General features: G+C 52.3%; 10 protein-coding genes. 4 read left to right on the top strand and 6 right to left on the bottom strand.

Translation table 11 applies throughout. From position 1 onward, the window contains the following. The 4 genes from WCC56_RS09990 to WCC56_RS09975 all read right to left on the bottom strand — a co-directional run. On the bottom strand, positions 1-1,120 hold a 1,120-nt coding region (locus WCC56_RS09990), incomplete at its 3' end, for a ribonucleotide reductase N-terminal alpha domain-containing protein (protein ID WP_424692220.1). Further along, positions 1,093-1,503 carry a class Ib ribonucleoside-diphosphate reductase assembly flavoprotein NrdI gene (gene nrdI / locus WCC56_RS09985; RefSeq protein WP_424692219.1) on the bottom strand — a complete coding sequence of 137 codons (411 nt, stop codon included), beginning with the start codon at positions 1,501-1,503 and terminating at the stop codon, positions 1,093-1,095. The genes WCC56_RS09990 and nrdI, both read right to left, overlap by 28 nt. 4 nt (positions 1,504-1,507) lie before the next feature. Then, positions 1,508-1,750, bottom strand: coding sequence for a glutaredoxin-like protein NrdH (nrdH, locus tag WCC56_RS09980; RefSeq protein WP_424692218.1), 243 nt, complete (start codon positions 1,748-1,750; stop codon positions 1,508-1,510). 277 nt (positions 1,751-2,027) lie between these two features. After that, on the bottom strand, positions 2,028-2,354 hold the full coding sequence (locus tag WCC56_RS09975; protein WP_424692217.1) for a DUF883 family protein: 327 nt from the start codon (positions 2,352-2,354) through the stop codon (positions 2,028-2,030). Positions 2,355-2,516: 162 nt separating this feature from the next. On the opposite strand from WCC56_RS09975, the gene WCC56_RS09970 reads away from it, so the two are divergent. The 4 genes from WCC56_RS09970 to WCC56_RS09955 all read left to right on the top strand — a co-directional run bounded on the left by WCC56_RS09970 (position 2,517) and on the right by WCC56_RS09955 (position 5,882). Continuing rightward, complete coding sequence (locus WCC56_RS09970) at positions 2,517-2,852, top strand: DUF2002 family protein (RefSeq protein WP_424692216.1); 336 nt, start codon at positions 2,517-2,519, stop codon at positions 2,850-2,852. Positions 2,853-3,013: 161 nt separating this feature from the next. Continuing rightward, positions 3,014-4,432, top strand: coding sequence for an S-methylmethionine permease (gene mmuP / locus WCC56_RS09965; RefSeq protein ID WP_424692215.1), 1,419 nt, complete (start codon positions 3,014-3,016; stop codon positions 4,430-4,432). Continuing rightward, the gene (gene mmuM / locus WCC56_RS09960; RefSeq protein WP_424692214.1) at positions 4,419-5,354 is read left to right on the top strand and encodes a homocysteine S-methyltransferase; all 936 of its coding nucleotides are present in this window, start codon (positions 4,419-4,421) and stop codon (positions 5,352-5,354) included. Before mmuP ends, mmuM begins: the two co-directional genes overlap by 14 nt. Positions 5,355-5,462: 108 nt before the next feature. Beyond that, on the top strand, positions 5,463-5,882 hold the full coding sequence (locus WCC56_RS09955; protein ID WP_424692213.1) for a hypothetical protein: 420 nt from the start codon (positions 5,463-5,465) through the stop codon (positions 5,880-5,882). Positions 5,883-5,951: 69 nt separating this feature from the next. On the opposite strand, the gene speG is transcribed toward WCC56_RS09955, so the two are convergent. Together speG and WCC56_RS09945 are read right to left on the bottom strand one after the other, a co-directional pair. Beyond that, positions 5,952-6,509 (bottom strand): spermidine N1-acetyltransferase, encoded by a 558-nt coding sequence (speG, locus tag WCC56_RS09950; protein ID WP_424692221.1) that lies wholly within the window; start codon positions 6,507-6,509, stop codon positions 5,952-5,954. Positions 6,510-6,651: 142 nt separating this feature from the next. Continuing rightward, positions 6,652-7,518 carry a nucleoside-specific channel-forming protein Tsx gene (locus WCC56_RS09945; RefSeq protein WP_424692212.1) on the bottom strand — a complete coding sequence of 289 codons (867 nt, stop codon included), beginning with the start codon at positions 7,516-7,518 and terminating at the stop codon, positions 6,652-6,654. Positions 7,519-7,674 lie beyond the last annotated feature (156 nt).

Raw genomic sequence — 7,674 nt, 5'->3', positions numbered from 1 at the left:
CCGTATCTTCAAACATGATGTACGGATAGCCGGACTCGAACTGGATTTCTGCCAGCGTCTGGAAAAACTCGCGCGGATTGATAAAGGTGCGGGTGATACGTTGATCCGCCAGCATCTCTTCGTACTTGTCGCTGATACTGATATCAGCAAATGGCAGGCCGTAGATGCGCTCAACGTCGTACGGCGAAAACAACGCCATTTGCTGGTTAGTCTTGGCCAGATGGAAGGTGATATCTGGAATGACCACGCCAAGTGAGAGCGTTTTGATACGGATTTTTTCGTCAGCATTTTCGCGTTTGGTATCCAGGAAGCGCAGAATATCCGGATGGTGAGCATGCAGATACACGGCCCCAGCGCCCTGACGAGCGCCAAGCTGGTTAGCGTAAGAGAAGGCATCTTCCAACATCTTCATCACCGGGATCACGCCGGATGATTGATTTTCAATGCGCTTAATCGGCGCACCTGACTCACGCAGGTTGGAGAGCAGAAATGCCACGCCGCCGCCACGTTTGGAAAGCTGCAACGCGGAGTTTACCGAGCGGCCGATAGACTCCATGTTGTCTTCAATTCGCAGCAGGAAGCAGGAGACCAGCTCACCGCGCTGCTGTTTGCCACAGTTCAGGAAGGTCGGTGTGGCCGGCTGGAAACGGCCGGACAGCATCTCTTCCATCAGTGAAGAAGCCAGCGACCGATCGCCTTTTGCCAGCGTCAGCGCCACCATGCAGACGCGCTCGGTAAAGCCTTCAAGATAGCGTTTGCCGTCGAAGGTTTTCAGCGTGTAGCTGGTATAAAATTTCCAGGCACCCAGGAAGGTCTGAAAGCGGAAACGGCGTTGATAAGCCTGTTCAAACAGCGAACTGACAAACTCAAACGGATAGGCATTCAACACTTCGGCTTCGTAGTAGCCCTCTGAAACCAGGTATTGTAAGCGCTCACCAACGGAATCAAATTTCACGGTGTTTGGCAGAACATGTTGCAGGTAATACTGACGCGTGGCTTCTTTATCTTTCTCAAACTGAATGTTGCCTTCGGCATCGTACAGGTTGAGCATCGCATTGAGCGAGTGATAATCCAGCGCGGCCGGATTCGGGGTTATGAGTGTACTTTCTGTCGCTGCCAAAATTCGGTTACTCCCTGATAAACGTTGGCGATGTCGTCGGCGGTGCCCAGAAGCTCAAAGCGGTACAGGCACGGCACCTGGCATTTCTGCGCAATGATGCTGCCTGCCAGACAATACGCTTCGCCGAAATTGCGGTTACCGGCGGCGATCACTCCGCGGATAAGCTGGCGATTACTGACATCGTTTAAAAACTGGATGACTTGCCTGGGCACCGCGCCCTTGCTGGTGCCGCCGCCGTAGCTGGGCACCACCAAAATGTAGGGTTCTTCAACCTGCAAACGTTGCGCCGCGTCCAGAGGAATACGGCGAGCGGGCAGGTTGGTACGGGTGACAAAGCGGTGAGTGTTCTCAGACTGGCTGGAAAAATAGACCAGCGTGGACATCGTCTTAACCCTGCATTGCCGTGAGTTGACGAAGCGCAGAGATCTTGTCCGGACGGAAACCGCTCCAGTGATCTTCCTCTACCATTACCACCGGCACCTGGCGGTAGCCCATCGATTTCAGCGTTTCTACGGCAGCAGGTTCCTGGTCAAGGTTAACCAGCTGGTAATCGAGGCCGTGCTTGTCCATGGCATTTTTTGTCGCATTGCACTGGACACAGTTGTTTTTTGTGTAAATAATAATGCGCATGATTCGTATTTACCTTATAGGCTGGTTGACGTCTCGTCTGGCACGCATTTTGCTGTTGTCCGGTGCCGTCGCTTCACCACATGTAGTGGCTGGGTTGATGGGTTAAATACTAGATATAGTGGTTTGATATTGCAACCACACAATATCCAGGCCTTAGCCTTTTCTTTAAGGGGAAAAGGCTAAGGCCTTGCCAGAGGCGGGATGCGGCGCTTTGATACCAGCAAAAAAAAATCCCCGCACCGGAAAGTGCAGGGATTTGGATGATAATGAAACGAAATCAGTTACGCGATGAAGTGGTTGTCGCAATCAGCGCCCCTACAAAAATACCTAATGCAGTACCAATTCCCACGCCATGCCATGGTTTATCACGCACGTAAGAGTCAACATGTCCGCCAGCATCTTTCGCGGCCTGAGTGACGCGGTTATTGCCGTGCAGCTTAGCGCGAGTTTCTTTCAATATCGCTTCAGCACGGGAGCGCGCTCCGTCGACTTCATCTTTGGTTTTGCTACCGTAAGATTTCAGCAGGTCGTCAAGGGTATCGGCCAGCTGATTGACGTCCTGATTGATATCAATGTCTTCATTTTTAGTGTTTCGGTTAAACATTTTTCTCTCCCTTGGAAATGAAACGTACTATTAACTATAGACCATCATGCCGATTTTTAGTGACCCGGACCGGAAAGCAGGACGTTTATGGATTATTCCGAAAGCGCTGAACCTTCACGCTGTTGTAAGGTTGCAGGGTTGGCACGTTTTAGAGGAATAAGTATGTATTTACGCCCTGATGAAGTTGCTCGCGTACTGGAAGGTGCGGGATTTGAAATGGATGCGGTCACCGCAAGAGCCTATGGTTACCGTCGAGGCGATAACTATGTGTACGTTAATCGCGAAGCACGCATGGGCCGTACAGCACTGATTATCCATCCTACGCTGAAGGAAAAAAGCCACGGCTTTGCTCACCCAGCCTCCGATATGAAGTCCTGCGAAGAGTATGTGCAGTTCCCGATGTATCTGGCAGGAGAGAATCAGGATCACTACGGGATCCCGCACGGCTTCAGTTCTCGCGCCGCGCTTGAACGCTATATTGTAAACATGTTTGGCTGATTAATCAGTCCCTTGAGTTTTCGGCGCAGGCTTCGGTCGCGCTGAAAAGCTCGCCCTCTCTGCATCCTCCCCCGCACTCAGTAACGTTGCTTTCGCCGGCCAGAATCGGTATAACGCTGACTTAATGTAGAAGTTTAGACGTCTAAACGGACAAATCAGCGATGCAGCAAAGCAAGCCCGAGACAACGCAAGAATTCAAGCGCAGCATGAAAGCCCGCCATCTGGTGATGCTTTCGTTAGGCGGCGTGATTGGCACCGGTCTGTTCTTCAATACCGGCTATATCATCTCCACTACTGGAGCCGCAGGCACGCTGTTGGCCTACATTATCGGTGCGCTGGTGGTGTATCTGGTGATGCTGAGCCTTGGCGAGCTCTCAGTGGCGATGCCAGAGACAGGTGCATTCCATGTTTATGCAGCACGCTACCTCAGCCCGGCTACCGGCTACACCGTGGCCTGGCTCTACTGGCTGACCTGGACCGTGGCGCTTGGCTCCAGCCTGACGGCCGCTGGTTTCTGTATGCAATACTGGTTTCCACAATCGCCTGTCTGGCTGTGGTGTCTGCTGTTTTGTGCACTGATCTTTTTGCTGAATGTTATCTCTACGCGTTTCTTCGCTGAAGGGGAGTTTTGGTTCTCGGTGATCAAAGTGATCACCATCCTCGCCTTTATCATCCTGGGCGGCGGGGCGATGTTCGGTTTCATCCCGCTGAAAGATGGCAGCAGCGCGCCGTTCTTCCAGAACCTCACCGCTTCAGGCTGGTTGCCGCACGGCGGACTGCCGATTCTGATGACCATGGTCGCCGTGAACTTTGCCTTCTCTGGCACCGAGTTAATTGGCATTGCCGCTGGCGAGACGGAGAACCCGCATAAAGTTCTGCCCCTGGCGATCCGCACTACTGTCGCTCGTTTGATCATCTTCTTTATTGGTACTGTCCTGATCCTGGCTGCGCTGATCCCGATGGATCAGGCAGGGATCGTCAAAAGCCCGTTTGTGATGGTGTTTGAGAAGATCGGGATTCCTTATGCGGCCGATATCTTTAACTTTGTGATCCTGACAGCCATCCTCTCAGCGGCGAACTCAGGTTTGTATGCCTCGGGAAGAATGCTCTGGTCGCTATCGAATCAGAATACCTTGCCGCGTTGCTTTGCAAAGTTAACCTCTCGCGGCATTCCCTTGATGGCGATTTCGGTCAGTATGCTGGGTGGATTGCTGGCACTGTTCTCCAGCGTGATCGCCCCTGATACCGTGTTTGTCGCGCTGTCAGCTATTTCTGGTTTTGCGGTGGTGGCTGTCTGGCTCAGCATCTGTGCTTCGCACTTCTTTTTCCGCCGTGCTCATGTGCGCGCTGGTAAACCGCTGACAGAGTTGAAATACCGCGCGCCATGGTATCCGGTCACGCCAATCCTCGGCTTCCTGCTTTGCCTGCTGGCGTGTGTGGGCCTGGCGTTCGATCCGCAACAACGCATTGCGTTATACTGCGGTCTGCCTTTTGTAGCGCTTTGCTACGCGGCCTATCATTTCACTCAGCGACTGAAAAATCGCGAGCTGGCGAAGGAGAGTGTGCGTGTTACCGAATAAACTGTCTGTAGAACAACAGGTGGCTGCTGGCCTGGTGCTGGATGGCGCAATGGCGACCGAACTGGAAGCGCGTGGCTGCGATCTGACTGACGCGCTGTGGTCGGCTAAAGTACTGATTGAAAACCCTGAACTGATTTATCAGGTGCACTACGACTATTTTAAAGCTGGAGCGCAGGTCGCCATTACGGCCAGCTATCAGGCCACTCCGCAGGGCTTTGCGAAGCGTGGGTTGAGTGAAGAAGAGTCGTTGACGTTGATTGCCAGAAGCGTGGAGCTTGCCAGCCGTGCAAGAGCGGATTACCAGGCTGCTGAACCGCAGGCCGGAAATTTACTGATAGCGGGTTCAGTAGGGCCTTACGGCGCTTATTTGGCCGATGGCTCTGAATACCGTGGCGACTACAAATTGCCCCAGGCAGAGATGATGGCTTTTCATCGCCCGCGCGTTCGTGCGCTGGTGGAAGCAGGAGCCGATATTCTTGCCTGCGAGACGATGCCTTCCTTTGCTGAGATTCAGGCTTTGGTTGCTTTGCTGGCGGAGTTCCCGGACACGCCAGCCTGGTTCTCTTTCACGCTGCGTGACAGCGACCATTTGAGTGACGGCACGCCATTGAGCGAAGTTGTGACTTTACTGGATAGCTGCACGCAGGCTGTGGCGCTGGGGGTAAACTGTATCGCGTTGGACAAAGTGACGGCTGCCCTGCAAACGCTCTCTTCGCTGACGAAAAAGCCGCTGGTGGTCTATCCAAACTCTGGCGAGCAATACGACGCAAGCAGCAAAACCTGGCACAGCGATGCTTCTACCTGCACCTTGATCGACAATCTTGCTGCCTGGCAGTCTGCCGGGGCTAAATTGATCGGGGGCTGCTGCCGGACAACGCCTGCGGATATCGCCGCTATCGCCCAGCGCTGCCATTCCCGATAACCCGCTGAAAATTTGTCTTATAACGCCCGCAATGGGCGGGCGTTATAAATGAAAACCCGTCAGACTCCGCTTAGACTATTCTGAATATTTACATTGGCAGGTACGCATATGAGAAGGCTTTTTCTGGCGCTGGCTTCAGCGTGGTTATTGAGCGGGTGCGCCACTATTGTTGGCGATCAGACACAGGACGTTTCCATTCAAACCTGGCCGCAGGGCGTGAAGTTTGTGGTGCAGGATGAAACTGGCCGGGCCGTTGCAGAAGGTATTACCCCTAAAACGGTCTCGCTGCTGAAGTCTGATGGCTCCTACCTTGGCAAGAAGAAATATACGCTGCAACTGGAGCGTGCTGGTTTTGTCCCGCAGACTATTCCGTTGGAAGAGCGGGTAAACCTCTGGTACATCCTCGGCAACATTCCGCTGGGGGGCATTCCTGGCTGGTTATTTGTCGATCCGTTTAATGGCGGCATGTACAACATTCATCCGGAGAGGGTGAATACCATTATGAATCCGGTAGGCGCGCGCGGTTAAAGGATAATTGATGATGGGGAAGATTCAGCTCTTCCCCTGATTACCGTGCTCTTTAGCGTCCTTTGGGCGCTATTGTGCTGTCGAGTTCACCATCACGTGTGCGGGTTTATGTTTAGCCAGATACTGTGGCTGGAAGATGCACATGCGAATGGTGTTACGGTATTCGCCGTTGATAAAGAATTCGTGGATCAGCTCACCTTCAATATCGAAGCCTAATTTGGTGTAGATATGGATGGCTTTCTTGTTCTCTTTATCGACGATCAGATAGAGTTTATACAGGTTCAGCACAGAGAATCCGTAATCCATCGCCAGCTTCACTGCTTTACTGGCAAGGCCTTTCCCCTGATGGCTGGGCGCGATGATAATCTGGAATTCTGCACGCCGGTGAATATGGTTAATCTCAACCAGTTCAACTAATCCCGCTTTATTCCCTTCAAACTCAACCACAAACCGGCGTTCGCTCTGGTCATGGATGTGCTTATCGTACAAATCTGACAGTTCCACAAACGCTTCGTATGGCTCTTCAAACCAGTAACGCATCACGCTGGCATTGTTATCCAGCTGGTGGACAAAACGCAGGTCTTCACGTTCCAGAGGACGAAGTTTTAAGCCCTCTTCGGCAGGCATGGGAGACATAAAAGTTCCTTTTAGCAGAGGCAATATTGCGGAGGAAGTATACGTCTGAAGGGCGGGAATGGCACGGCAGAACAGGAAAAACAACAACGCCAGCCGGGATTAAGCTGCTGGCGTTGATAATGCGTTTAAGACATCAGAAGTTGTAGCCAACCACCAGGTAGTAACCCCAGCCGGTAGATTTCACTTCAAACGGACCGCTACCAAAGTTCAGCTCCTGGCCGTCAGCCCACTGTCCGCCGTTGTGGAAGTAACGCGCCACAACAGAGTAATGCCAGTGGTCATAGCCCAGCGAAAGGATATGGCTTGAGGCGATAGAGTTACTGGTACGGGATGGGCCGGTGTCTTTAGCCAGGTCTGAACCCCAGTCAAAGTTGGTGAAGCCGACATACCCCAGATTACCGCCCCACAGAGTGGTAATTGGCACGAAATATTTCACTTTGAAGCGGTAACCATCCCAGCTGTTCTCGTTAGCTGCGCCGTAGTTTTGCCACTGGTATTTGGCATAGACGTTGAGCGAGAGCCCCACATCTGAATGGGTATCGATATCGGTACCCAGACCCATGTACCAGGTGTTCTGGCGGTTATCGCTGTTGTGGCCCATATCGTAGATATAGTTGTTAGCGAAGTACCACTCTTTGAACGGGCCGAAGCTCAGGTCGGTATTGGTCAGCTTGTCGATAGAGAAGCGAGGTTCGATCTCCATAAATAGCGGGGAGCCGTGATCGAAGATACCGTTCGCATTGGAGTTACCCACGCCGAAGAAGTTGGTGGCATCGATATAGCCGTAGAAATCGAACCAGTCTTTTTTGGCGAACGCTTCATATTCCAGATAGACGTCGTTATTGAACTGAGGTCCGAAACGGGTGTGATAACTTCCCACCACGTTGACGCTCTGATGCCACCAGTCGGAAACATACTCCGGCGATTCGGTAGCAGCAGTTGAAGAGGCACTATAAGAGAGCGCTGCGAGTGCGCCAGCCATCAGAATTTTATATTTCATTATATTACCACAGGCTTAATGACCCTTTTTATGAAGCCACTGCGAAGGTCTTATTAAGTCGTCAACAGAAGAGGAAAGGGTGACTGTTTTCACAGCAAAAAACACCCGCGTTGAATGCTGCGGCAGTGTGCCGCTATCCGTGTTTAAGGAAATAGA

The organism is Erwinia sp. (assembly GCF_049696395.1).
GTDB lineage: Bacteria > Pseudomonadota > Gammaproteobacteria > Enterobacterales > Enterobacteriaceae > Erwinia.
Note: the sequence above shows the minus strand (reverse complement) of the source record. Positions and strands in the feature narration are given on the sequence as shown.